Annotated in this window: 20 protein-coding genes; 9 read left to right on the top strand and 11 right to left on the bottom strand. The window is 65.3% G+C overall.

What is annotated here, in order from left to right; genetic code table 11:
- Positions 1-31: 31 nt before the first annotated feature.
- The 5 genes from V3328_RS19885 to V3328_RS19865 all read right to left on the bottom strand — a co-directional run bounded on the left by V3328_RS19885 (position 32) and on the right by V3328_RS19865 (position 6505).
- Entirely contained in the window at positions 32-877 is an 846-nt protein-coding gene (locus V3328_RS19885; protein ID WP_340331500.1) for a carbohydrate ABC transporter permease, read from the bottom strand.
- A gap of 103 nt (positions 878-980) precedes the next feature.
- Positions 981-1931, bottom strand: coding sequence for a carbohydrate ABC transporter permease (locus tag V3328_RS19880; RefSeq protein WP_340331458.1), 951 nt, complete (start codon positions 1929-1931; stop codon positions 981-983).
- A gap of 57 nt (positions 1932-1988) precedes the next feature.
- Positions 1989-3314 carry an ABC transporter substrate-binding protein gene (locus V3328_RS19875; protein WP_340331457.1) on the bottom strand — a complete coding sequence of 442 codons (1326 nt, stop codon included), beginning with the start codon at positions 3312-3314 and terminating at the stop codon, positions 1989-1991.
- Between the two features lie 68 nt (positions 3315-3382).
- Complete coding sequence (locus V3328_RS19870; protein WP_340331456.1) at positions 3383-4459, bottom strand: ABC transporter ATP-binding protein; 1077 nt, start codon at positions 4457-4459, stop codon at positions 3383-3385.
- A gap of 258 nt (positions 4460-4717) precedes the next feature.
- Positions 4718-6505 carry an IlvD/Edd family dehydratase gene (locus V3328_RS19865; protein WP_340331455.1) on the bottom strand — a complete coding sequence of 596 codons (1788 nt, stop codon included), beginning with the start codon at positions 6503-6505 and terminating at the stop codon, positions 4718-4720.
- A 179-nt stretch (positions 6506-6684) separates the two neighbouring features.
- On the opposite strand from V3328_RS19865, the gene V3328_RS19860 reads away from it, so the two are divergent.
- The 4 genes from V3328_RS19860 to V3328_RS19845 all read left to right on the top strand — a co-directional run bounded on the left by V3328_RS19860 (position 6685) and on the right by V3328_RS19845 (position 10203).
- Positions 6685-7437 (top strand): SDR family NAD(P)-dependent oxidoreductase, encoded by a 753-nt coding sequence (locus V3328_RS19860; protein ID WP_340331454.1) that lies wholly within the window; start codon positions 6685-6687, stop codon positions 7435-7437.
- A gap of 198 nt (positions 7438-7635) precedes the next feature.
- Positions 7636-8490, top strand: a complete 855-nt coding sequence (locus V3328_RS19855; RefSeq protein WP_340331453.1) for a transketolase — start codon at positions 7636-7638, stop codon at positions 8488-8490.
- The gene (locus V3328_RS19850) at positions 8487-9122 is read left to right on the top strand and encodes a hypothetical protein (RefSeq protein WP_340331452.1); all 636 of its coding nucleotides are present in this window, start codon (positions 8487-8489) and stop codon (positions 9120-9122) included. The genes V3328_RS19855 and V3328_RS19850 overlap by 4 nt, the downstream gene beginning before the upstream one ends.
- Before the next feature lie 55 nt (positions 9123-9177).
- Positions 9178-10203: a transketolase family protein gene (locus tag V3328_RS19845; RefSeq protein WP_340331451.1), complete on the top strand. Its 1026-nt coding sequence runs from the start codon at positions 9178-9180 to the stop codon at positions 10201-10203.
- A gap of 7 nt (positions 10204-10210) precedes the next feature.
- Here the strand turns inward: V3328_RS19845 and otnC are convergent, their stop codons facing one another.
- On the bottom strand, positions 10211-10846 hold the full coding sequence (gene otnC, locus V3328_RS19840) for a 3-oxo-tetronate 4-phosphate decarboxylase (protein ID WP_340331450.1): 636 nt from the start codon (positions 10844-10846) through the stop codon (positions 10211-10213).
- 585 nt (positions 10847-11431) lie between these two features.
- Here otnC and V3328_RS19835 point away from each other — a divergent pair.
- From V3328_RS19835 to V3328_RS19820, 4 genes are all read left to right on the top strand, one after another.
- Entirely contained in the window at positions 11432-13786 is a 2355-nt protein-coding gene (locus tag V3328_RS19835; protein ID WP_340331449.1) for a tetratricopeptide repeat protein, read from the top strand.
- 69 nt (positions 13787-13855) lie between these two features.
- Positions 13856-14995 (top strand): hypothetical protein, encoded by a 1140-nt coding sequence (locus V3328_RS19830; RefSeq protein ID WP_340331448.1) that lies wholly within the window; start codon positions 13856-13858, stop codon positions 14993-14995.
- An 11-nt stretch (positions 14996-15006) separates the two neighbouring features.
- Positions 15007-15747: a class I SAM-dependent methyltransferase gene (locus V3328_RS19825; protein WP_340331447.1), complete on the top strand. Its 741-nt coding sequence runs from the start codon at positions 15007-15009 to the stop codon at positions 15745-15747.
- Between the two features lie 28 nt (positions 15748-15775).
- Positions 15776-17044: a cytochrome P450 gene (locus tag V3328_RS19820; protein WP_340331446.1), complete on the top strand. Its 1269-nt coding sequence runs from the start codon at positions 15776-15778 to the stop codon at positions 17042-17044.
- 11 nt (positions 17045-17055) lie between these two features.
- On the opposite strand, the gene recJ is transcribed toward V3328_RS19820, so the two are convergent.
- Both recJ and glpX read right to left on the bottom strand, forming a co-directional pair.
- On the bottom strand, positions 17056-18897 hold the full coding sequence (recJ, locus tag V3328_RS19815) for a single-stranded-DNA-specific exonuclease RecJ (protein WP_340331445.1): 1842 nt from the start codon (positions 18895-18897) through the stop codon (positions 17056-17058).
- Positions 18898-18913: 16 nt separating this feature from the next.
- Positions 18914-19861, bottom strand: a complete 948-nt coding sequence (gene glpX, locus V3328_RS19810) for a class II fructose-bisphosphatase (protein WP_340331499.1) — start codon at positions 19859-19861, stop codon at positions 18914-18916.
- A gap of 13 nt (positions 19862-19874) precedes the next feature.
- Here glpX and V3328_RS19805 point away from each other — a divergent pair, with 13 nt between their 5' ends.
- Entirely contained in the window at positions 19875-20291 is a 417-nt protein-coding gene (locus V3328_RS19805) for a hypothetical protein (RefSeq protein ID WP_340331503.1), read from the top strand.
- Here V3328_RS19805 and V3328_RS19800 read toward each other — a convergent pair.
- Genes V3328_RS19800 through V3328_RS19790 form a run of 3 tightly spaced genes read right to left on the bottom strand, consistent with a single transcriptional unit; the run spans position 20233 to position 23216 of the window.
- Complete coding sequence (locus V3328_RS19800; protein ID WP_340331444.1) at positions 20233-21543, bottom strand: homoserine dehydrogenase; 1311 nt, start codon at positions 21541-21543, stop codon at positions 20233-20235. The two genes, V3328_RS19805 and V3328_RS19800, sit on opposite strands and share 59 nt — an antisense overlap.
- 38 nt (positions 21544-21581) lie before the next feature.
- Positions 21582-22802 carry an LL-diaminopimelate aminotransferase gene (locus V3328_RS19795; RefSeq protein WP_340331443.1) on the bottom strand — a complete coding sequence of 407 codons (1221 nt, stop codon included), beginning with the start codon at positions 22800-22802 and terminating at the stop codon, positions 21582-21584.
- 3 nt (positions 22803-22805) lie between these two features.
- The gene (locus tag V3328_RS19790) at positions 22806-23216 is read right to left on the bottom strand and encodes a hypothetical protein (protein WP_340331442.1); all 411 of its coding nucleotides are present in this window, start codon (positions 23214-23216) and stop codon (positions 22806-22808) included.
- Positions 23217-23303: the final 87 nt, after the last annotated feature.

Here is a 23303-nt window from a genome sequence, read left to right as displayed (position 1 = left end):
GTGTCCGAGTGGCGCCGGTGCGAGTCCGGCGTCACTCCTTTACCGCGCCCGTCATGGCGGACACATAGTAGTTCACGAAAAACATATAGACGATCGCAACCGGCACGGAACCGAGCAGAGCCCCGGCCATCAACGACCCCCACCGATAGATGTCGCCGTCGACGAATTCCGAGATGATGGCCACGGGAACCGTCTTCTTCTCCGGGCTCGACACGAAGGTCAGGGCGTATATGAACTCGTTCCAGCACAGGGTGAACGCGAAGATGCCGGCGGAGATCAGGCCGGGCACCGCCAGCGGCAGCACGATCTTGGTGAGGATCTGCCAGCGGCTGGCGCCGTCGATCAGGGCGCATTCCTCGAGTTCGAACGGAATCGACTTGAAGTAGCCCATCAGAAGCCAGGTCGAGAACGGGATCAGGATCGTCGGATAGGTCAGGATCAGCGCCCACGGGGTGTCCCACAGGCCATACTTCACGACGATCAGCGACAGCGGAATGAACAGGATCGACGGCGGAACCAGGTAGGCGAGGAAGATCGCGCCGCCGATCCACTGGGCGCCGCGATAGCGCAGCCGGACGATGGCGTAGGCGGCGAGAACGCTGGCGACGATCGACAGGAAGGTCGCCACCAGCGCGATCATCATGGTATTCCACATCCAGTGCAGATACGGCGTCTCGAACAGCAGCTTGAAGATGTGTTCGAGCGTCGGCGCCACCACCCAATAGGGGTTCACCGTGTCGAGATCGACCAGCTGCTCGTTCGGTTTTATCGACGTGATGAACATCCAGTAGAACGGGAACAGCAGCACGAACACGATGATGGCGAGCGGGATGTAGACCGTGATGACCCTGCGGGGGGTCGACATCAGGTAGTCCATTCCCGACTGGCTGCGCTCCTCGGCCTTGCGCACGCGGCGGCGTTCGCGCCAGCGGCCGTACGCGCCCGGATCCTCCGGGGCGGCCGGCTTGGAGACGGCTGTCTCAGTCATCGGCCTCTCCCTGCTGCCACTTGCGCCTCTGCAGGCCGAACCACGAGAACATGATGGCGGCGAGCAGGAACGGTATCATCGCCGTGGAGATCGCCGCCCCCTCGCCCAGGTAGCCGCCGAGAATGGCGCGCTGATAGCTCAGCGTCGCCATCAGATGCGTCGCATTGACCGGCCCGCCGCGGGTGATCGCCCAGATGAGCTGGAAGTCGGTGAAGGTGAACAGGACCGAAAAGGTCATCACCACCGCGATGATCGGCGTCAGCATCGGATAGGTGATGTAGCGGAACATCTGCCAGCGCGACGCGCCATCGATGGTGGCGGCTTCGTAGAGGGACGGCGGCACGGTCTGCAGTCCGGCCAGCAACGTGATCGCCACGAACGGGACGCCGCGCCAGATATTGGCGAAGATGACCGACCAGCGCGCGTTCCACGGGTCGCCGAGGAAGTTGATGTTGGTATCGATCCAGCCGAGTTCCTTCAGCGACCAGGAGATGATCGAGAACTGCGGATCGTACATCCACCAGAAGGCAATTGCCGACAACACCGTGGGCACGATGAAGGGCAGCAGGACCATTGCCCTGAGAAACGCCTTGAACGGCAGGTGGTGGTTGAGAAGAAGCGCCAGATAGAGCCCGATGGCGAACTTGAAGACGCTGGCGACGCCCGTGTAGAGCAGCGTGTTGAAGACCGACAGCCAGAAGATCGGATCGTCGGCGAGCCAGATGAAGTTTTCCAGCCCGACGAAGATCCCGTCGCGTCCGATCCGGGCGTCCGTCATGGACAGCCAGATCCCCAGGCCCAGCGGATAGGCCAGGAACAGGATCAGGAAGGCCGCCGCCGGCATCATGAACCAGGCACCGAGCCAGTGCCGGTTGGTCTTGAGGCGCGACCAGGCCGTGGGTTCGGCCGGGACGGCCCGTGTGCCTATGGCGGCATCCGCCATGCCCTTGCTCCGTTGCAGAACCGACGGGCCGGACCGGGGCCCGGCCCGCCGATCACATTACCGATAGACGCGCTTGGCCTGACGCTCGGCCTGGGCGATGGCGTCGTCGACGCTCATGTTCCCGGTGGCGGCGTTGGCGAACATGTCGAGGACGATGAACTCGGCGAGAGCCGAGGCGGCCTTCTCGCCGACCGAGCCTTCATAGCCGGCGGTAAGCGTATTGCGTGCCGCGTCCGCGAACACGCTCAGCTTCGGATCGTCGGTGAAGACGGAGTTGGACTCGTACTTCTCGAGCGGCGGGGTCAGGTAGGCAACCGCCGCCTGCAGCCACATGTCGTACTGCTCCGGCTGGAACAGGTACTCGATGAAGCCCTTCGCAGCGTTGGGATACTTGGAGTACGTGAAGATCATCATCGGGTAGGCGATGTGGAATTCCGTCGGCTTGCCGACAGGACCGATCGGCCAGGCGGCGTGATCCATGTCCTCAGCGATCTCCGGCGAATCCTTCTTGGCGGCGGGATAGATCGAGGCGCCGTTGTTGGTCATCCCCACTTCGCCGGACATGAAGGCCTTGTTGTTGTTGGAGTCGTTCCAGGCGGCCACGCCGGGCGCCATGTAGCCGTAGAGCTCCTTGACGTACTCGACGGCCTGCTTCGTCTCCGGCGAGTTGATGATCACCTGGTCGTTCTCGTCGACAAGCGATCCGCCGTGGGCCCACAAGGCCCAGTGCACCCAGGCGTTGCCGTCGCCCGTGGCGTGGCCGAGCGCCATGCCGACCGGCATGCCGGCTTCCTTCATCTTCCTGGCGGCTTCCAGGAACTCGTCGGTCGTTGCGGGGACCTTGTCGACGCCGGCCTTCTCGAGGGCGGACTTGCGATAATTGATGTAGTTGCCGTTGTAGGCGATCGGGATGTCGATCCACTCGTCCGTTCCGGCCTTCTTGCCGTACTTGACCGCCGACGGCACCCACGGCCCGTACTTCTCGGCGAGAAGGTCGGCCACGTCGGTGACGTCCACCAGCTTGTTCGGGAACAGGTGCGGCAGCGAGTAGAGCCCCCAGACCATGTCGGGACCCTGGTCGACATTGGCGGCGACCGAGGCCTTGGGCTGCACGTCGTCCAGCGACTCGTTCTGGACGTTGATCGTGACCCCGCAGTCGTTCTTGAAGTTCTCGACGATCTTCATGAACGCGTCTTCCTCCGACTGGATGAAGCGCTTCCAGCGCAGCATCGTCAGTTCGGCACCCTCTTCCGGCTTGAACTGCAGGTCACAGGCGGCTTGCGCGGCCGTCGTGACGCCGCCGCCCGCAATGGAGACGGCAACCAGCAGTCCGGCGATTGCGACGCCGGACCGCATCGCTTTGGTCTTCTCGGCAATGGACATCAATTTCCTCCCAGTTCTGCTTCTTCAGTCGCAGTCCGCCGCGCCGCCTGCCGGCGGCGCGAAGGTCGTCATGCGGACAGCCGGCGGCCGGTCTCCGCGTTGAACAGATGGACGTTGTCGAGGTTCGGCATCAGCGAGATCCGCTGGCCCGGCCTGAGGTCATGCCGTTCCTTGAAGGAGGCCAGCACCTCGTGCCCGGCGACACGGGTGACCACCAGCGTCTCGGCGCCGGTCGGTTCGATGACGGCGACTTCGGCTTCCAGTCCGGCGCCGTTGGTCGCAAGCGTGAGGTCTTCCGGCCGCGTTCCATAGGTCACGCGCGTGCCGGACTGCGCAGACGTGGAGGCAGGCAGCGGCAGGGCGACCCGGTCGCTGATCCGCACCACCGGCCGGCCCTCATGGGTGTCGACCTGGCCGTCGAGGAAGTTCATGGCCGGAGACCCGATAAAGCCGGCGACGAACGTGTTGACCGGGTGATCGTACAGGTCGAGCGGCGCGCCGATCTGCTCGACTATCCCGTCGCGCATCACGACGATGTGGTCCGCCATCGTCATCGCCTCGATCTGGTCGTGCGTCACATAGATCGAGGTCGACTTAAGACGCTGGTGCAACTCCTTGATCTCGGTGCGCATCTGCACGCGCAGCTTGGCGTCCAGATTGCTCAGCGGCTCGTCGAACAGGAAGACCTGCGGATCGCGGACGATGGCGCGGCCCATCGCGACGCGCTGCCGCTGGCCTCCGGAAAGCTGGCGCGGATATCGGTCGAGATACTCGGTGAGATTGAGGATGGCTGCCGCCTCCTCGACCTTGCGCTTGATGGTCGCGGCGTCGACCTTCGCCAGGCGCAGCGAGAACGACATGTTCTCCGAGACCTTCATGTGCGGATAGAGCGCGTAGTTCTGGAACACCATGGCGATGTCGCGTTCCTTGGGCGGAACGTAGTTCACCACCCGCCCGCCGATGGACACCTCGCCCGCCGAGATCTCCTCGAGGCCAGCGATCATTCGAAGCAGCGTGGATTTCCCGCAACCCGACGGCCCGACGAGCACGACGAACTCGCCGTCGGCAATGTCGATCGAAACGCCATGGAGAACTTCGGTCACACCGAAGGATTTTCGCACGTCACGGATGCCGACCGGCGCCATACGACCCTTCCCCTCCCTCGGCGGCGGTTGATCCGCTCGCTCTTCGGACAGTGCCCGGACGATTGCCGGGCCCCGGCGCAGCGTATACCTCGCTGCATCCATTAGGCGTCATTCAAGCGCCATTTATCCTACAATTGCAAGGTACACTCAGGGATAAAACTGCATTGCTCCACAGAGAGATGAAAGCGCTGTCAAATGCGGGCGCGAAAGGTCACGGCCGAAGCTCGCGCTCCGGCCGCCGCACATCCATCGTATTCCTCAGTGATTGTCCCGGGGAACCCCGGATTCGGCCACCCGCTGATACTTCACCGCGGGCTTCAGAACCATGCCCTCGTCGAACTGCGCCACCATTTCGCGCTGGATCTCCTGCCAGGGCGTCTGATTGGCCGGGTACTTGAACCCGCCGGCTGCCATCAGTTCGGCCCGCCGTTCGGCAAGTTCGGTTTCGGAGACGAGAATGTTCGCCTCGCGCGTGTTCAGATCGATCCGGATGCGGTCGCCGGTCCGCACGAGGGCGAGCCCGCCGTTCGCGGCCGCCTCGGGGCTGGCATTGAGGATGGACGGCGACCCGGAGGTTCCCGACTGGCGCCCGTCGCCGATGCACGGCAATTCGCGGATGCCCCTTTTAATAAGCGCGTCGGGCGGCTGCATGTTGACGACCTCCGCGCCGCCGGGATAGCCGATCGGCCCCGCGCCGCGGATGAACAGCATCGTGTTCTCGTCGATCGCCAGATCGGCGTCGTTGATGCGGTTGTGGTAGTCCTCCGGCCCCTCGAACACGACGGCCCTGCCCTCGAACGCATTGGGATCATCCGGATTGGAGAGATACCGCTCGCGAAACGCGTTCGAGACGACGCTGGTCTTCATGATCGCCGAATCGAACAGGTTGCCCCTCAGGTTCAGGAAGCCGGCATTGCGGACGAGCGCGGTATCGAAGTCCCGGATGACGTCGGCGTCGCCGGCGACCCGGCCACGGCAATTGTCGCCGATGGTCCGCCCGTTGATGGTCATCGCGTCTTCGCGGATCAGCCCATGGCGCATCAGTTCCCCGATCACCGCGGGCACGCCGCCGGCCCGGTGGAACTCCTCGCCGAGATACTTTCCGGCAGGCTGCAGATTGACCAGCAGCGGCACCTCGTAGCCGATCCGCTCCCAGTCGTCGTTGTCGAGCCGGACGCCGACATGGCGGGCTATGGCGTTGATGTGGATCGGCGCATTGGTCGATCCGCCGATCGCCGAGTTAGCCACGATGACGTTCTCGAAGGCCTCGCGGGTCATGATGTCGGAAGGCTTGAGATCTTCCTCGACGATCCGCACCGCCCTGACACCGGTCTCGTAGGCGATCTGAGCGCGCTCGCGGTACGGTCCGGGAATGGCCGCACAGCCCGGCAGGCTCATGCCGAGCGCCTCGGCCAGCGAGTTCATGGTGGACGCCGTGCCCATGGTGTTGCAGTGGCCGACGGAGGGCGCCGAGGAGGCGACGATGTCCATGAACTCCTGGTAGTCGATCTTGCCGGCGGCGTGGTCGGCCCGAGCCTCCCAGACGACCGTGCCGGACCCCGTCCGTTCGCCCTTCCACCAGCCGTTCAGCATCGGCCCGCCCGACAGGACGATGGCGGGAATGTTAACCGTCGCGGCGGCCATCAGGCAGGCTGGTGTGGTCTTGTCGCAGCCGGTCGTCAGCACCACGCCATCGAGCGGATACCCGTATAGGATCTCCACGAGGCCGAGATAGGCCAGGTTCCGGTCCAGCGACGCGGTCGGGCGCTTGCCGGTTTCCTGGATCGGATGCACCGGGAACTCGAAGGCGATGCCGCCGGCCGCGCGGATGCCCTCGCGGACGCGTTCTGCAAGCTGCAGGTGGTGCCGGTTGCACGGCGACAGGTCGGATCCGGTCTGGGCGATGCCGATGATCGGCTTTCCGGACTGCAACTCCTCGCGGGTCAGGCCGAAATTGAGATAGCGCTCGAGATAGAGCGCCGTCATGCCCGGATTGTCAGGGTTGTCGAACCAGAGCTGGCTGCGCAGTAGACCCTTGCGTGACACGTGACGTTACCTCCGACCTGTTTCCGACCCCTTCATATTCCAACGCGTGGACTCACCATAGTGCCGTCTCACTCGCGAGTGAGGGGCACCGGCAAATGCGTTGAAACCGGCCGCCTCGCCTGTGTATACGTCAACTCCGGCCTTTGGCCATCCCCGTCGCGATTGCAAAGAGGCATACCATGTTGCTGAAGGGTCGCTCGGCCGTGATTACCGGGGCGGCATCCGAACGCGGGCTGGGACTGGCAACGGCCCGGCTGTTCGCCGAGCACGGCGCAAGGGTCGCGATACTCGATCTCGACACGGGCGCGGCGCAGGCGGCGGCGAAGAGCCTCAGGGGCCGCGGCCACTTCGGCATGAAGTGCGACGTGGCGAAGGCGCGCGATTGCGAACGGGCCGTCGACCGTGCGATCCGGCGGTTCGGCCACGTCGACATGCTCGTCAACAATGCCGGCATCACGTCCCCGAAGCCGTTCGCGGAGGTGACGAAGCAGGACTACGAGCGGATCATGGACATCAATCTGCGCGGCACGTTCCAGATGTGCCAGGCGGTGGTCGGGCACATGCGCGAGCGAAAATCCGGCGCGATCGTCAACCTGTCGTCGGTCTCGGCGCAACGCGGCGGCGGCATCTTCGGCGGTTCGGCCTATTCGGCATCGAAGGCCGGCGTGCTCGGGCTGACGAAGGCCCTCGCCCGGGAGCTGGCGCCCGACAGCATCCGCGTCAATGCTATCTGTCCCTCCTTCATCGACACGGACATCATGGGCGACCGCCGTACGCCGGAGCTGATCGAGCGGATTGTCGCGGGCGTGCCGCTGGGCCGTGCCGGCACCGCCGCCGAGGTAGCCGGCTGCGCCCTCTTCCTGGCGTCCGATCTGTCCTCCTACGTGACCGGGATCGAACTCGACGTGAACGGCGGTAGCCACATTCACTGAGGGCGCCGGATACGGCCCAAAACGGTTCGCCGACCGGAAAGGCACCTTGGCATCGATCGCCAAAGCCGGTTACATGGTTGCGGAGGAACGGGCACGCCGGCGTGTCGGACGAACGCCTGCCCGGTGCAGGCCGGCGGTTCAGAAACGCCTTCAAGAACTGGCGCCCAAACGACTGTAACCGCAGGCAAAACACAAGCCATGCCTTCGCGACCGCTGCGCAATGTCAGCAAGGACGACCTCAAGGAAAAGGCGCGGCTGATCCGCCGCGACACCGTCCGGCTGACGGATATCTGCGGCTCCGGCCACTACGGATCCTCCTTCTCGATGGCCGAGCTGGTGGCGTCGCTCTACTTCCAGTTCCTGCATGTCAGGCCCGAGGACCCGAAATGGGCCGACAGGGACCGCTTCCTGCTCGGCAAGGGCCATGCCGCGATCGGCCTTTACCCGGTGCTCGCCGACCTTGGCTTCTTTCCGAAGAGCTGGCTGGACTCCTATACGCGGCTGAACTCGCCGCTCGGCGACCATCCGGACGTGAAGAAGGTGCCGGGCGCGGATTTCTCCTCCGGATCGATCGGCCACAACCTGTCGGTCTCCGTCGGCATGGCGCTCGGCCTCAGGCTCAAGGGATCGCCGGCCCGCGTCGTGTGCATGATGGGCGACGGCGAGCAGACCGAGGGGCAGATCTGGGAAGCGGCTATTTCCGGCGCGCACTGGGGGCTCTCCAACCTGATCGGGATCGTCGACATCAACGGCGCCGGATCGGACGGCGACCCGCAGGAGACGATGCGCACCGAGCCACTGGCGGAGAAATGGCGCGCGTTCGGCTGGGAGGTGATCGTACTTGAGGACGGCCACGATTTCGATCAGGTTCAGGACGCCCTGAACCGCGCGCTGAACGGCCCCGGCGAAGCTCCGCGCTGCGTACTGGCCTATACTGTCGCCGGAAAGGGTGTTTCCTTCATGGAGGGGACCTGGCAATGGCATCTCGGCTATCTCGGGCCGAAGGATCTCGAGCGCGCCTACGCGGAGATCCAGGCAGGAGACATAGGATGAAGACCCCCGGCGGATTTCGCCCCCTGGCGCTGGCGCTGTTCGCCCTCGCCGTGACCGCCACAACGGCGTCTGCCCAGTGGTGCCCGCTCGGCCGTTCGGCTGCCGACGGCTACACGCTGCATTTCACCAACGGCGAAGCATTCCGCGTCGACAAGATCATCGACGACGTCTCGTTCGTCCGGCATCTCGACAATCGCGGCAACACGCTGAACAGCCAGGAGCTCTACAAGGGCTTGCTGACGCTCGCGACCTTCGGCGGCAAGGGCCGAACCGTCTACACCTACGACGTCGACCCGGCCGTCTTCTTCCCGATGCATTCGGAAGGCTATGCCGAGGTCGGAGGCCAGATGATCCCCGAGAACGGACGCCCGAGCCGGGTCTACCGGACCTGGGCCATCGGCGGCAGCGGAACGAAGTATCTGAACTCGGGTCCCGACCGCGAGGGCTTCTGCCTTTACAATTACCGCATGGTCGCATCGACGACCGTGTGGCCCGAGCTCGGCCTCCAGTTCCGCCAGGAAAAGCAGTGGTCCGACAGCCTCAACATGGTGCTCTACCTGCGCACGACGGTGATCGAGAACGGGGTCGAGACGCGCGTGCGCGAGTATGAAGTCGACTGGATCACCGACTGACGACCGGCGCGGCCCGAAGACAGACACCCCCGACAAGGCACCGCCGATCGCCTACATGACAGCGGAAATGAAGGCGGGGCTGGATCTTGCCGAGTCCACCGTTACCGAGGAATTCGACGAGAAGACCTGGGACATGGTCGTGTCGCTCGGCCTGTCCAGGCAGCTCACCACGGGCACGACCCTGCTGGAGCTGGCCGATTCCGGCCAGGAAGATATCGTCGTGTGTACAGCCGATCTCGGCCGGCCGACGCAGGTCGAAGCGTTCGGGCGCAGGTATCCCGACCGCTACTTCAATTTCGGCATCGCCGAGCGCAACATGATCGGTGCGGCGGCGGGACTCGCCGCCGTCGGATACCTGCCGGTCATCTCCAACTACTCGTTCTTCCTCGCGCTGATGGGCGTGGAGAACATCCGCAACGACATCTGCTACCCGGGCCTGCCGGTGAAGATGGTCGGCACGCATTCCGGCATCGCCATGGGCTTCTACGGAACCTCGCACCATTGCTGCGAGGACATCGGCGCGCTCAGGACCATGGCCGGGCTCAACCTGATGGCGCCCTGCGACGGCATGGCGATCACCTCGGCGCTGCGGAGCCTGATCCGCCATCCCGAACCGATCTACTTCCGCGCCGGCCGCGGCAGGGAGGCGCCGATCTACCAAGCGCCGTTCGACTTCAGGATCGGCGGCTCGAACACGTTGCGCGAAGGCAGGCACGCCACGGTGCTGGCGATCGGCAATCTGGTGAAGGCCGGGCTCGATGCCGCGGAAACGCTGTCCGAGGAAGGCGTCGAGGTGACGGTCGTCGACATGTACTCGATCCGGCCGATCGATCGCGAGGCGATCCGCAAGGCGACCGCCGAGCATGGCGTGATCGTTTCCGCCGAGGAGCACAACGTCACCGGCGGATTCGGATCGGCGATCGCCGAAGTCATCGCGGAAGAGGGGTTGGGCGCACGGCTGCACAAGGTCGGGATGCCCGACCAGTATTCGATCCTGGGTCCGCCCACGCATCTCTACGCGCACTACGGGCTGGACGGAGCAGGCGTTGCGAGCGCCGTCCGGACGGCGCTGAGGGGGTAGCGCCGCGTCAGCCGAACCTTTTCCTGAGCTCGGCGACCTGATCCTCCGTCAGCGTGCGCACCGCCCTGCCCTGCAGCAACAGGAACAGCCGCGCCGTCTCCTCGAGTTCCTCGGTGGCGTATGTTGCCGCCGCGAGGCTGCTTCCGGCGACCACCGGGCCGTGGTTGGCAAGCAGCACCGCATGATGCTTGGAAGCGAGTTTGCCGACCGCGCCGGCGAGGTCAGGATCGCCCGGCGGAAAGTACGGGACCAGCGGCAGCCTGCCGACGCGCATCACATAGTACGCGGTGATCGGCGGGAGCACGTCGTCGGGGTCGATATCGGCCAGCGCGCTGACGGCGACGGAATGCGTCGAGTGCAGATGCACGACGGCGCCGGCGTCCGGCCGCTCGCGATACATGGCAATGTGCAGGAACGATTCCTTGGTCGGCTTGTCGCCGGAAACATGGCGGCCGTCGCCGTCGAGCTTCGACAGGCGCGCCGGATCGAGATCCCCGAGCGACACGTTGGTCGGCGTCATCAGCCAGGAGCCGTCGCCGAGGCGCAGGCTGAGATTTCCGGTCGACCCGAACGTCAGCCCCCGGCCGAACAGCGACCGCCCGGTCTCGACAAGCGCGTCCCGGGCCCTGGTTTCCTCACTCATCGCTCTGCTCCCGTCTCACGTCCGCCCGATCCAATGTCGCGCACACCGGTTCATCAATCGTGACCACGGCAGACGCCAACGAACGCTGGGCGGGCGGATCGCCCGAGGGTGCCTGCGAGAATTCGGCCTCTGTCCAGCACGACCCTTGGGCCGGAGTTCGGCGCGAAATCGCCGCCACGATCTTCAGCGGAACGTCGATCGTTCTGCTGGCCGATCTGCCGAAAGCACTTGGCCTGCCGCAGTGGCCCAATCGCGCCGCGCCATCGCCATCCTGGCCAGTTCGTCGGCGTTCCCGATGCTCACGGTTCCGTTCGTCCGATTCCTTGCGACGTCGCGGCGAATTCAACGGTTTTCCCGGATTTGCATCACGGTGGCAATCGGACGACTCCCGCCGGCCGCCTTTTGGTCGCACCCCACGCCATGCCGCGTCGCAATTTCGAGGTTTGATGATTCGTCCGTTGCGGCTATAGGCTCCCTGCGGGTGATACCGGAAGACCTGGCTTGCGCACCACGAGCGCCGGCAGGCCGACTGTCCCGGGGCCCCAACGGCACCCTCTTTCGACACGACGAGTTTGGCGTCACGCCTTGCGCAAATCAGCCGCGGACCACGCGTCCGACATCGATGTCTCGCATTTGCACAGACGGGCCGTCGCGCTACGGCGCGAAGGACGCCACAGGGATGCCCTGGCCCTCCTCGAGCCCGCAATCGAGGACATTCCGGACGATGTCAGACTGCTGATCGAGGCCGGCGAAAACCACAAGGCTCTGGGCGATCCCGGCCGATCCGCCGTTCTGTTCCGACACGTCCTCGAACTGGAGGAGCACCACAGGGCTGCCCGTATTGGCCTGATCGACAGCCTGATAGCCCAGTCGAGCCACGTCGAAGCCCTCGGCGCAGCCAAAGCGGCCGGTGAGTTGTTCCCGCAGGACCCGGTTTTCGGCCTGCGATGCGCCCATGTCCTGCGCGTCCTGGGTAAATCCGAAGAAGCGGTGGGCCGCCTCCGGCAGATGCTGGAGCGCTTTCCCGCTTCCACTCCCGTCAAGCTGCAGTTGGCCGCGGCTCTCCGCGAGGCCGGCATGCTGACCGACAGCCGGGCACAATACGGGTCCCTGCTCGCCGTCGAACCCGAAAACAAGGCCGCCTGGCTGGGCCTGATCGATACGGCCGTCGCAGCTCAGGACTTCCCGGCCGCTCTGGATCTGGTGAAACAGGCCCGGGCCGATCTGGACGGAGACTTCGACCTCGACCTGAAGACCGGCTTCGTCCTGCAGAAAAACGATCTTTATCGCGAGGCTGTCGAGCATTTTCAGGCGATCGTCCGCCGGCAGCCGAACCTGGTCGCAGCGCAACTCGCGCTCGCCATGGCCTGCCTGAGCGCAAACGACCACGCGCTCTACAGTGAAGCGGCCGCACGGCTGGCGGAGCTGGCGCCCCGGGACTTTGCGATCCGTCAGCGGCTCGCCGCGCTCGCCAGCGCACTGGGCAACTGGGAAGTGGGGGCTGAACACAGTGCGGCAGTCCTGGAAAGCGTTCCCGACCACGTAGAGGCCTGTCTCGTTCTGGCCCGATGCAAGCTCGGCATGAACCGCGTCGCGGAGGCCGAGGCACTCGTGCGGAACCTTCTGGATCGCTCGCCTCTTGCTCCCGCCGTCGAGACCCGCGCTTGCATGACGATGTCTCAGGTGCAGCACACCAAGGGCGATCCGGAGGCCGCCGTCGGCGCTCTTCTCCAGGCCCGCCGGGCCGATCCGACGAACCTCGTCGTCACCATGGAACTCATAACCCGCTATTCGGCGGCGTCGAAGGACCGCGAGATCGGCCCGCTGCTGGACGATGCCATCGAGACGGCGAGAAAGAGCCCCAACCCGCGGCTTGCGACCGTCCTGGCCGAATACGGACGCAGCGAAGACGCCTTGAGCCTGTGCCTGGACTGGCAGAAACAGTTCCCGCAACTGGGCTGGCTTCCCGTCATTGTCGGGTGGCTGTCCACGCTCTCGGACACGGACCGGACGCCCGAACACTCCCCCGCTACGACGCTCGCGCCATCGCTGCCGGTGCGACGCGAGCGGCAATTCAAATCCATACTGGAGGCTATCTGGGAGCCTGCGTCCGATCCTGCCCGCTTCGTGAAGGCGCTTCCACCGTCATCAGATCCAAGCGTCTACGCGGTAGCGTGGTCTCATTGCACGGTGCCCGGACTCGGATACGCGGAGTGGAAACGGCGGGTCGATCACGCGACCCGCGTGCACATGGACTACGAAGAGGTACTGCTGAACGACACGTCGGAGCTCCTCGCCTTCGAAGACTTCCTGAATGACGACGGCCTGGAAGACCTCGCTCCACTGGTCGACCAGAACCGCCCGTGCTTCATCGTCTCCAGTCACCTGGGCGCGCCCGCGACGCCATGGTTTCTGACCAGCCGAATTCCGCAGTTCCATTGCCTCAGGAGCTGGGGCGCGCCCGAAACCATGGCCGGCAGGGATCCGTTCAGAGGGCTGACGGCCGGACTAAGTACCGTTGCGACGGTCAGGGCAGTCAGGAAGCTGCTCGCCTCCGGGGGGATGCTGGGTGCGGCGCCCGACGCACCATTCGTCGCGTTCAACACACAGTTCGCCTCCGGCTACAGCTACGGGACCTTGTGCGGTCAGGAATTCAGGATCTCAAACCTGATCCCGCGCCTTGCGCGCCGGATGTCGGTACCGACGTTCTGGGTCCAGGCCGTGTGGCAGGACAGGCGCCTCGTCTTGCAGATCGAGGAGATCGAGGTCGCTGCGCCGAAGCACGCCGAGGCTCTCTGGATGAGCGAATGGACCGCGGCCTACCTCTCCCGCCTGGAAAAAGTGATCACCGGAGTACCGGAGAACCTCAATCTGCGCAGGGCGGCAGTGTGGAGATATCTCCATGCCAGGACGACGCAGGTGCCTAAAAATAAATCCTAAATCCCGTGGTAACTGATTTTCCTTTCGGGAGTATATTCGGCTCAGATGGTCGGGACACGAAACGCTCTCGTGAACGAGAATAGAACAGGCCGCCGGGACACCCGGGCGGGGCTGGAGCGCCTCAGAGGCTTCCTGCAGCAGGATCCGGTTCTGGCAGATCGCTACCGGCTGGCCAAACAGGTCGTACGCACCTTCCGCAATCCCGCGTTCTACGAGATGAGCCAGCGCTGCAATCTCTTTTGCGAAGGCTGCTACTATTTCGAGAACAAGTCGCGCCACGACACGAGCGACGAAGCGGACCTGCAGCGGTGGACGCACTTCTTCGAAACCGAGCAGCGCCGCAACGTATCGATGGCGTATTTCGTCGGCGCGGAGCCGGCGCTCGAGAAGCAGCGGTTGCGCGCCGCGGTCGGCAGGATCCCGTACGGCAAGATCGGCACCAACGGCACGATCTTCATCGACCGCGACATCACGTTCCGGATAGGCGTATCGGTCTGGGGGGACGACGAGACCGACGCATCGCTTCGCGGCGGTTCGGTGCTTCGCAAGGCGCTTCGAAACTACCGGGGAGACCCCCGGGCGGTCATGCTCTTCACGCTGTCGCCCTGGAACCTCCATACCGTGCCGGACGTGATCTCGGCCTGCCGCGACCACGATCTGCCGGTGACGTTCAGCATGTTCTCGCCGACGAGCACCTATCTGGAGAAGATTGCGCGCGACCTGCCCGCCGACGGAAAATACTACCGGCTCGCAGCATCGCGCGGCGCGCCGGTATTCACCGAGTTTGACCTGGCGAAGGCCAGGGACGTCATGACCAGGGCTTACGACGAATTCTCCGACAATGTGCTGACCTGTCTAGCCTACATCAACTGGATCACCAGACCCGGCCCACTGTACGACCTGGACGAAATGACCGGGATCGCCAGCAACTGCGCATCCCGGATCGTCGAACCGCTGCGCTATCACACCGGCAACCTCAAGCCCGCCACCGTGAAGTGCTGCACCCCCGACGTGGACTGCTCGCAGTGCCGGCTCTACAGCGGGGCCTGGTCGACCCACCTGCAGCCGGTTTCCGGGTATCTGGAGAATGCGCGACTCTTCTCGGAGTGGCTTTCCATCATCGAGACCCTGGGGCAGATATTCCTGTATCCGGCGCCCCCGCGGTACGAACTCGAAACGGAACGGCCCGTGGCCTCCGCAGCCTGCTAGAAGGAGCCTTCTTGCTGTCGGAAGACCTCATCGAGAAATACGATGCTGCGATCACCAGCGACAAGATCACTCAGCTGTTTGGTCAAACCGGGTTCTACAATACGGGCTCCTGGCCCGATGGCCTGCCCAGCGTTCCAGAAAACATGGTCGCGGCCTCTCGCGAGCTGGTCCAAAGGCATCTCGACATCGAGACGCCGGAAAGCCTGGAGTCGGTTTCGGCGGTGCTGGACGTGGCGTGCGGGTTGGGCGCGACGACACGCCGGTTCGTCGCCGCCTATCCCAACGCCGACGTGACCGGGATCAATATTTCGCAACGCCAGATCGATATCGCAGCCGATCGGTGTCCGGGGGTCCGGTTCCACCGGATGGACGCCGTCGCCATGGACTTTCCCGACGACAGCTTCGACCGGATTCATTGCGTCGAGTCTGCGTTCTATTTCGACACCCGCTACGATTTCTTCCGCGAAGCGCTGCGGCTCATACGGCCTGACGGTGTCGTGGTCGTCTCCGACGTGCTGTTCCGCGCACCGTTCGGCATCGCCATGCCAAACTCCAATCTCGGAGAAACCGTCGAGAGCTACCGGGAGACACTGCTTGGCATGAGATTCCGGATTCTCCGGATGGAGGATATCACCAGCAGGACGGTTGTGCCCTTCTCCGCAATGGCCGCGGACCATACTCTCGGCTACGACCGGGAGATGACGCTGTACGCCACTGCAAACTATCTGCTTGTGGCATTGCAGCCCTGCTGATGGCAGCGCGCGCGGGGCGGGACAGCAGATGATCGTTCCGAAGCTCCAACTCCACCCCGACGATTCGCGGCTGCGGTCGATCATCCGGGCGATACGGAGCCCAGACAGCTGTTGGCCGGAAAGAATCCTGCACGACCCGCTCGTCGTGGCCCGTGTGCGGGACAGGACCGTGGCGCTCGTCTGCGATCCCGATGCGCTGCGCGAGGTCCTGTCAAGCGATACCAACCGCTTTCCGCGCTGGCTCCCCGTCTACCGCCCCACCGCAGACGGCAAGACGCGCCCCAACAGCATCTTTGTGGTCGATGAGCACCGGTGGAGGGGCTATCGTGACGCTTTCGCTCCACTGTTCGCGCCCAACAATGTCGACGTCCTAGTCGCAAACTCGGTAAGCGCCACCGAAGTCGCCGTCGCCCGGTGCATGGACGACGCCACCACCTGCGTCACCCGGGCTGCACTGGACATCATCTGGCGGACCCTCCTCGGCGACGGCCCGGATGCCCGCACGTCGGATGACCTCGACGATCAGGTTTACGGGCTGGTGGACGCAAGCCGGGCCGGTGACCTCCGCGCAGCGAACCAGTGGATAGACACTCTGGTGCCGGTTGCGCGACACCGCGGTCCGGGGGCGCTGATGGGTCCGGATGCGCCGATGGCGCGGATGACGAACGCCGGTTCGGCCGCCTGCCCCCACCTCAGCGACGCGGAGATTTCGGACAATTTCCTGGCGCTGCTGTATTCCGGCCAGGAGACCACGGTCACCTCGATCCAGTGGGCGATCTGGCTGCTTGGGCAGGATCCAGGCCTGCAGGACGAGCTGCGGGCGGAAATCCGCGAGATACTCGGCGAAGCGGTCCCGACGCGGTCCTCGCTCCAGAAGTTGCGGATGCTCGACAGCGTCCTCCGGGAGACGTTGCGCCTGCTGACGCCTTCGATCTCGACGGCGCGGTCATGCACCGAGCCGTTCGAGGTCGCCGGAGAGCTGCTTCCCGCCGGCAGCGTCCTGGTCGTGCCGATCTACGCCGTCCACCGCCATCGCTCCCTGTGGGAGGACCCGGAGGCGTTTCGTCCCGAGCGCCATGCGCGAAAGCTGGCGCATCCGATGGCCTACATACCGTTCAGCGCCGGTTCTCATACCTGCCTGGCCGCCAAGAGCAGCTGGTACGAACTGATGGCGATCCTCGTGACGCTGCTGCGTCGTGTGCAGTTCACGACCAGTGCGCCGGAGGAGGTCGGGCTCCACAACAATCTCGTCCTGCGCCCCACCTGCGGATATGACGTTCGCCTCGAGCGCCTGTGAGCGCAACCGACCTAACGTCCCGCCGGCACCGCCAGATCTTTCAACTGCAACTGTACCGCCTCCCGGCCGCCCCACCGGTCGATCCGCAGATTGCCGGCCGCGTGGACCGTTTCCTGGCGGCCGGACAGAAGCGCATCGCCAAGCGGCGTGCCGGCGGCGCGGAAGGCTATGGATTTCAACCGTCCGCCGTCGGGCGAGGACAGGGTGGCGCGGACATGCCCCTGCTCCGTCGCCTCCGCATAGGACAGGCGGTGGGCGGGAAAGGCAAAGCGCGGCTGCGGGTTCCCCGACCCGAAGGGGCCGGCCGCCTCCAACGCCTTCAGCACGTCCACCGTGGCGCCGCCCGCAGTCAGGACTGCGTCGATCCTGAGCGTCCGCTGATCCACCGCGGCCACCGACGCCCGCAGCCGCTCCTCGAGGAATTCCTGCAGTGCCGGTATCCGGCCGCGCTCGACCGTAAGGCCGGCCGCCATCGCATGACCGCCGCCCTTGACGAGCAGCTTCTCCGCAACGGCGGAGCGAACGGCCGAGCCGAGATCGACGCCGGCGATTGAGCGACCCGATCCCGTGCCGAGCCCGTCCGCACCGATCGAAATGGCGAAGGCCGGCCGGGCGAAGCGCTCCTTGATGCGGGCGGCGACCAGGCCGATCACGCCGGGATGCCAGTCCCGGTCCGAGTGCACCACCAGCACGGAGCGCGTCTGCGACGCCGGATCGACGTCCACCATCGCCATAGCCTCGGCCAGGATCGCCGCCTCGATGTCCTGACGCTCGCGATTGAGGCGATCGAGCACACCTGCGATCTCCGCGGCTTCCGCACCGTCTCCCGACAGCAGAAGGCGGACGCCCAGAGCGGCATCGCCTACCCGTCCGCCGGCGTTGATGCGCGGCCCGAGCAGGAAACCAAGATGGTAGGTATCGGGCGGCTCGTTGAGGCGCGAGGCATCCGCCAGCGCGTTGAGGCCGACGCTGAGGCGATTGCGCAGGGCCACCAGCCCCTTGCGCACGTATGCCCGGTTGAGGCCGATCAGCGGCACGACGTCGGCGACCGTGCCGAGCGCCACCAGATCGAGCCAGCCGAGCAGCTCGGGCGGGCGCCGCGAACCGTACCAGCCGCGCTCCCGCAGGGTGCGGTTGGCCGCGACCACCGCCAGGAAGACCACCCCGACGGCGGCGAGATGGCCCTGCCCGCTGAGGTCGTCCTGCCGGTTCGGATTGACAACCGCCGCTGCCGGCGGCAGGTCGGTGCCGATCTGATGGTGATCGATGACGACCACGTCGAGCCCGCGCGACCTGGCGTAGGCCAGCGCCTCGTGGCTGGTCGAGCCGCAATCGACCGTCACCAGCAGGCTGGCGCCCGCGTCCGCCAGTGCCGCGATCGCCTGCTCGTTCGGTCCGTACCCTTCGATGATACGGTCGGGAATGTGGATGGCCGGGTCGATGCCGTTGAAGCGCAGGAAGCGGGCGAGCAAAGCCGCCGACGTCGCTCCGTCGACGTCGTAGTCACCGAATATCGCCACCTTCTCGCCGGACTGGACGGCATCGGCGATGCGCGCCGCGGCCGCGTCCATGTCGGTCAGCCTCGAGGGGTCCGGCATCAGCGTCCGGACGCTCGGATCGAGATACTCGGAAACCTGCTCCGGCAATACGCCGCGGCCCGCCACGACGCGCGCGACAATCTCTGGAATGTCGTTCTGCTGGGCGATCGCCAGAGCGGACTGATGCGCGGCACGGTCGAGGCGATCGACCCACCGGTTTCCGCAGACCGATCGTTCGACACCCAGGACAGTCCTGAGGTCCCCGCCGGTGTCTCCCGGGTCCGGCGCGATCGCGACTGCCCCGGCGCCAGTCATGTCAGCCTCGCCGCGCTTACTCGAACTTCGCCAGCATGGTGTGGTCGGCCTTGATCCAGCGCACCGTCTGCGTCGACGACCGCATCACCACCGTCTCGGTACGGATCCGCTTCTTGCCGAAGCGCACGCCGGACAGAAGGTTGCCGTCGGTGACGCCGGTGGCGGCGAACAGGACGTCGCCGCGGGCCATCTCGTCCATGGCGTAGATGCGCTCGAAATCCGAGATGCCCATCTTCCGGGCGCGGGACCGCTTCTCGTCGGTGTCGAGGATCAGCCGGCCCTGCATCTGCCCGCCGATGCAACGCAATGCCGCGGCGGCCAGCACGCCTTCCGGGGCGCCGCCGATGCCGATGTAGATATCGATCCCGGTTTCGGCTGGATCCGTCGTATGGATGACGCCGGCGATATCGCCGTCGCCGATCAGGCGGATCCCGGCGCCGATCGCGCGCACGTCCTCTATAAGAGAGGCGTGGCGCGGGCGATCCAGAATGCAGGCCGTGATCTCGCCGACCGGCACGCCCTTGGCCTTCGCCACCGCCTTGATGTTCTCGGCGGGCGACGCGTCGATGTCCACGACGCCGGCGGGGTATCCCGGTCCTACCGCGATCTTGTCCATGTAGACATCCGGCGCGTTTAGCAGGCTCCCACCTTCGGCGATCGCGATGACCGCGAGCGAGTTGGGCAGATCCTTGGCGCAGATGGTCGTGCCTTCGAGCGGGTCGAGAGCGATATCGACGGCAGGCCCCTCGCCGGTGCCGACTTCCTCGCCGATGTAGAGCATCGGGGCTTCGTCGCGCTCGCCCTCGCCGATCACGACGGTGCCGCGGATCGGCAGCCGGTTGAGTTCGCGGCGCATCGCGTCGACGGCGGCCTGGTCGGCGCCCTTCTCGTCGCCGCGCCCGCGCTGACGGGCTGCCGCGACGGCGGCGCGTTCCGTCACCCTGACGATCTCGAGGGTCAGTATCCGGTCAAGGACCGTGTCCGCCTTCGCTCGGGCCGTCTTCCTGGACGCCTTTCCGGAATCGGACTTCTTCTGCTTCTTTCCGGCGCCCGCCGGCTTTGCAGCGGCCTTCCGGACCGTATCCGGCCTGGCCGCGGCGGCTTTCACGGTCGGCGTCTTCGCCGCCCTCTTGCCTGCTGATGCGGCCTTGGCGCCAGCCGTCTTGGTTGCAGCCGACGCGCTGTTGGCGACCTTCCTGGCAGCGGCCTTCGCCACCGTCTTCCCGGCACTGGCGGACTTTGAAGCCGCCTTCTTCGCGGATTTTCCGGCTGTCTTCGTTTCTCTTGCCATTTTTCTTTCCTTACCTTCCGGCCTGTTCCCCCGCCATATCCGCGTCAGGGCATCTCGATACGGATCATCTGCGGCCGGCCTTCGATCTGACCGTCGTCCATAATGGCGGTCAGCGCCTTGCGGATCTGCGCCTCTGAAGTCTCGTGGGTGATCAGAACGACCCGCCGCGGCTTGCCGCCCGGGTTGTCGGGATCACGCCGATCCTTCTGCATGATGCTTTCCAGCGAAATCGACTGTTCGGCCATGCGCTGGGCAATCGCTGCGAAAGCGCCCGGCCGATCGTAGACCGCCAGGCGGATGTAGTAACCACCTTCGTGAGCGCGCATGCGCGCCCGCTTGTACGGCGCCAGGTCCTTCGCGGGCATCCCGAATATCGGCGGGCAAACGCCGCCACGGGCGATGTCCATGAGATCGCCGACGACCGCCGACGCCGTTGCCGTCGACCCCGCGCCCGGCCCCACGAGCATGATTTCGCCGACCTCGTCGCCATCGACGGCAACGGCGTTCAAGACTCCATGGATACCTGCCATCGCGGACATCCGCGGCACCATCGTCGGCGTCACCCGCTGCTCGACGCCCGACTCCGTACGCCGGGCAACGCCAAGCAGCTTGATCCGGAATCCCAGTTCCTCCGCGGCCTCGAGATCCTCGGGCGTTATGGTCGAAATACCCTCAAGATGTATCGATTCCGTGTCGATTTCCGTGCCGAACGCGAGCGCGGCGAGCAGGGCCAGCTTGTGGGCCGAGTCGTGGCCCTCGATGTCGAATGTCGGATCCGCCTCCGCGTATCCCAGCCGCTGCGCCTCGGCCAGGCATTCCTCGAAGGAAAGGCCCTCCTCTTCCATTTCCGTGAGGATGTAATTGCAGGTGCCGTTCAGAATGCCCCAGACGCGGGAAACACGGTTTCCGGCAACGGCTTCGCGCAACGTCTTGATAACCGGAATCCCGCCGGCGACCGCAGCTTCATAGCCGATCGTGACGCCTTTCGACTCCGCAAGTCGCGCAAGCTCGACACCGGATGCCGCCAGAAGAGCCTTGTTCGCGGTGACCACCGGCTTGCCCGCAGTCAACGCGCCTCGCACGGACGACGACGCCGGATCGCCCTCTCCGCCTATTAGTTCGACGAAGACATCGACATCCGGATCGCGGGCCAGGGTATCGGGGTCGTCGTGCCAGGTGACGTTCGACAGATCTAGACCCCGGTCGCGCTCACGCGATCGGGCGCTGACCCCGACCACCCGGATCGGGCGGCCGGCGCGTGCCGCCACGTGGTCGGCCTTGTCGGACAGCAACCTGAATACTGCCGCGCCGACGGTCCCAAGGCCGGCGAGCCCGATACGCAACGCCTCGCTCATTACCCCTCATCTCGATGCAAAGTGTGCACGCCCGCGAGTTAGCCGCGAGTCGCCCCGAGCGCGACGACGTTGTGCATGGTTTCATCCGCCGTGGCAAGGAAGCGGCGCACGTTGCGGGCGGCCTGCCGGATCCGTTGCTCGTTCTCCACCAGTGCGATGCGCACGAAGCCCTCGCCGTCCTCTCCGAAGCCGATGCCGGGCGCCACCGCGACCTCCGCCTTCTCCACCAGCAGCTTGGAGAATTCCAGGGATCCGATATGGCGGAACTTCTCCGGGATCGGCGCCCATGCGAACATCGTCGCCTCCGGCGCCGGCAGGGGCCACCCTGCGCGGGCGAAGGATTCCACCAGCACGTCGCGACGGTGGCGGTAGACGTCGCGAATCTCGTCGACGACCGTCGCCGGCCCGTTGAGCGCCGCGGCTCCAGCGACCTGCACCGGGGTGAAGGCGCCGTAGTCGAGATACGACTTGACCCGTGCCAGGGCCGACAGGAGCCTTTCGTTGCCAACCGCAAAGCCGATCCGCCAGCCGGGCATCGAAAAGGTCTTGGACAGGGAGGAGAATTCGACGGCCACGTCGATCGCCCCCGGGACCTCGAGCACCGAAGGCGGCGGCGTGTCGCCGAAGTAGATCTCGGCGTAGGCCAGATCCGACAGAATGAACAGGTCGTTCCTGCGGGCGTAGGCGACGACTTCCTTGTAGAAATCCAGGCTCGCGACGTAACCCGTCGGATTGGCGGGGTAATTCAGCACCACGGCAATCGGCTTGGGCACCGAATAGGTCATCGCCCGGTCCATTGCCCGGAGGAACTCCTCGTCAGGGCGCGCCGGCAGTTGCCGTATGACGCCGCCGGAGATGATGAAGCCGAACTGATGGATCGGATAGGTCGGGTTCGGCACAAGCAAGACGTCGCCCGGAGCCGTGATCGCCTGTGCGATGTTGGCGAACCCCTCCTTGGAACCGATCGTCGCAACGACCTGTGTCTCCGGATCGAGCTTCACCCCGAAGCGCCGTTGGTAATAGGCCGCCTGCGCACGCCGCAGGCCGGGGATGCCCTTCGAGCTCGAGTAACGGTGCGTGCGCGGATCGGCGATCGTCTCCACCAGCTTGTCGACGATATGGTGCGGCGTCGGGAGATCCGGGTTGCCCATCCCGAGATCCACTATGTCGGCGCCTGCTGCGCGTGCGCTGGCCTTCAGACGGTTGACCTGCTCGAAAACGTAGGGCGGCAAGCGCCTGGTCTTGTGGAATTCGCTCATGGCTCAATCCGGCGGTTTGATGTCTGTCGGCTGGTCAGCGGCGGCATCGGTCGAGGAACCGGGCGTTTCACCGGCATCTTCGGCGACGTCTTCGTCGGTTTCCACGCCCGTGATCCGCTTGACCGCCTGTTTAACATGCGACTGGCCGTCTTTCTCAAGCGAATCCTCGATGGTCGCAAGTTCCTGCTCGGACCGTACGACGGAGGGCCGATCAGGCGCGTTGTTGATATTGGGAAACACGCCGTTGACTGACTCCGGATGCCGGGTTTCGGGGACGTCCGCCCTGAGCTTCGGCATCTTTGGAGCCAGCCGTTCCATGCTCGGCCCGGATTCGCACGCCGACAGGCCGCCCAGCAACGTTGCCGCCAGGATGACGATCGAGACGAGCCTCCCGCTGCCGGTACGCAATTTCATGATCCGCTAATCCAATTTTCATTGCACCGACGTGCGACACCTGCACTTTGGTGCGAACCGGCACGTGCCCCACAATCGCCGTCCCGC

The sequence above is a fragment of the Microbaculum marinum genome (assembly GCF_037855135.1).
Classification (GTDB): domain Bacteria; phylum Pseudomonadota; class Alphaproteobacteria; order Rhizobiales; family Tepidamorphaceae; genus Microbaculum; species Microbaculum marinum.
The sequence above is the reverse complement of the archived record's forward strand: the minus strand, read 5'-3'. Positions and strand labels throughout refer to the sequence as shown.

Excerpts from the sequence above, each read along its gene's own strand:
- V3328_RS19885 (WP_340331500.1), bottom strand. The coding sequence starts at position 877 with ATGGACTACCTGATGTCGACCCCCCGCAGGGTCATCACGGTCTACATC.
- V3328_RS19880 (WP_340331458.1), bottom strand. The coding sequence starts at position 1,931 with ATGGCGGATGCCGCCATAGGCACACGGGCCGTCCCGGCCGAACCCACG.
- V3328_RS19875 (WP_340331457.1), bottom strand. The coding sequence starts at position 3,314 with ATGTCCATTGCCGAGAAGACCAAAGCGATGCGGTCCGGCGTCGCAATC.
- V3328_RS19870 (WP_340331456.1), bottom strand. The coding sequence starts at position 4,459 with ATGGCGCCGGTCGGCATCCGTGACGTGCGAAAATCCTTCGGTGTGACC.
- V3328_RS19860 (WP_340331454.1), top strand. The coding sequence starts at position 6,685 with ATGTTGCTGAAGGGTCGCTCGGCCGTGATTACCGGGGCGGCATCCGAA.
- V3328_RS19855 (WP_340331453.1), top strand. The coding sequence starts at position 7,636 with ATGCCTTCGCGACCGCTGCGCAATGTCAGCAAGGACGACCTCAAGGAA.
- V3328_RS19850 (WP_340331452.1), top strand. The coding sequence starts at position 8,487 with ATGAAGACCCCCGGCGGATTTCGCCCCCTGGCGCTGGCGCTGTTCGCC.
- V3328_RS19845 (WP_340331451.1), top strand. The coding sequence starts at position 9,178 with ATGACAGCGGAAATGAAGGCGGGGCTGGATCTTGCCGAGTCCACCGTT.
- otnC (WP_340331450.1), bottom strand. The coding sequence starts at position 10,846 with ATGAGTGAGGAAACCAGGGCCCGGGACGCGCTTGTCGAGACCGGGCGG.
- V3328_RS19820 (WP_340331446.1), top strand. The coding sequence starts at position 15,776 with ATGATCGTTCCGAAGCTCCAACTCCACCCCGACGATTCGCGGCTGCGG.
- recJ (WP_340331445.1), bottom strand. The coding sequence starts at position 18,897 with ATGACTGGCGCCGGGGCAGTCGCGATCGCGCCGGACCCGGGAGACACC.
- V3328_RS19800 (WP_340331444.1), bottom strand. The coding sequence starts at position 21,543 with ATGAGCGAGGCGTTGCGTATCGGGCTCGCCGGCCTTGGGACCGTCGGC.
- V3328_RS19795 (WP_340331443.1), bottom strand. The coding sequence starts at position 22,802 with ATGAGCGAATTCCACAAGACCAGGCGCTTGCCGCCCTACGTTTTCGAG.
- V3328_RS19790 (WP_340331442.1), bottom strand. The coding sequence starts at position 23,216 with ATGAAATTGCGTACCGGCAGCGGGAGGCTCGTCTCGATCGTCATCCTG.